Consider the following 1,331-nt stretch of genomic DNA (forward strand, 5'->3'; position numbering starts at 1 on the left):
GTGTCCTCGCGAGCGCGGCCATCTCGCCGCTGCTCTCCGCGCTCAAGGCGTGCGTCGAGCTGCCCAAGGAGGAGAGGACCGTCGCCCGCGTCAACGACCTGCTCGACGAGGCGTACACGGCGATGGGCGACGGCTGACGGGCAGGCGCCGCCCGGAAGGGGGCCGCCGCCCGCCGCGCCGGCTCAGCCCGCGTCCTGCCTGCGCAGGCCCAGCAGCATCCGGTCGAGCACCGCGCCCGCGTCGGCGCGCGCCCGCTCCTGGTCCTCGGAGCGTGCGATGTACAGGCTGGCCTCGGAGATCAGCGCCCCCAGCATCCGGGTCAGCGGACGCACCGGCATCGGATCGACCCGCCCCTCCGCGACCGCCTGCGACAGCACCTCTCCGAGCAGGACGTACCCGTGCTTCTCCACCAGCGCGTCCCACGCGCTGTGGCCGAGCACCGCGGGCCCCTCGATCAGCACGATCCGCTGGAAGTCCGGGTCCGCGCACGCGTCGAGGAAGGACTGGAAACCGGTGCGCAGCAGACTCCAGGTGTCCTCCTGGTGCTCCGCCTCCGCACGCCGCGTCTCCTGCTCGATCAGCCGCTCCGCCATCTCCCGCGCACACTGCTCCATCACCGTGGTGAACAGGTCGGCCTTGTCCCGGAAGTGGTGGTAGAGGGCGCCGCGGGTCACCCGGGCGGCGGAGACGATGTCCTCCGTACCCGTAGCCGCGTAACCACGGCTCGCGAAGAGGGACCGCGCCGCGCCCAGCAGCGCTCCCCGGGTGTCGGCGACATGGTCGGCGCGGCGGCTCGGCACGGATTTCGGTTGCGCTGGCATGCCTTTATTCTGTCCCATACAGTCTGTATGTTCAGAGCATCGTGTATGCGCGAGGACAGGGGCATGCACGGTACGCGTCCGCGACGGAGCCCGGCTCCGTGAGAACGGAGAAAAGGCCATGGCCCTTCCGCTCAACCTCACCGTCAAGATGGGCAGCCACCTCGTCAAACAGAAGGTGAAACGGGTCGAGAAGTTCCCGCTCATCGTCGAGATCGAGCCGCTGTTCGCGTGCAACCTCGCCTGCAACGGCTGCGGCAAGATCCAGCACCCCGCGGGCGTCCTGAAGCAGCGCATGCCCGTCGCCCAGGCCATCGGGGCCGTCGAGGAGTGCGGCGCTCCGATGGTCTCCCTCGCGGGCGGCGAACCGCTGATGCACCCGCAGATCGACATCATCACGCGGGAGCTGCTCGACCGTGGCAAGTTCGTCGTGCTGTGCACCAACGCGGTCCTGCTGCCCCAAGTCGGATCGTAGCCATGTCGTTCTGTGAGCCAAGGAGTTGGGATCGCACG

General features: G+C 69.4%; 1 protein-coding gene and 1 pseudogene. One reads left to right on the forward strand and one right to left on the reverse strand.

Going from position 1 to position 1,331, the window contains the following annotated elements:
- Positions 1-182 precede the first annotated feature (182 nt).
- Positions 183-821 (reverse strand): TetR/AcrR family transcriptional regulator, encoded by a 639-nt coding sequence (locus tag ABEA77_RS33745; RefSeq protein ID WP_345655967.1) that lies wholly within the window; start codon positions 819-821, stop codon positions 183-185.
- Positions 822-939: 118 nt separating this feature from the next.
- Here ABEA77_RS33745 and ABEA77_RS33750 point away from each other — a divergent pair.
- Positions 940-1,275 (forward strand): annotated as a pseudogene (locus ABEA77_RS33750) (radical SAM protein); the annotation flags it as partial.
- Positions 1,276-1,331 lie beyond the last annotated feature (56 nt).

The sequence above is a fragment of the Streptomyces tremellae genome, assembly GCF_039540215.1.
Lineage (GTDB): Bacteria > Actinomycetota > Actinomycetes > Streptomycetales > Streptomycetaceae > Streptomyces > Streptomyces tremellae.

What these genes read in the sequence shown, in the direction of transcription:
- ABEA77_RS33745 (WP_345655967.1), bottom strand. Translation starts at nt 821, where the DNA reads ATGCCAGCGCAACCGAAATCCGTGCCGAGCCGCCGCGCCGACCATGTC.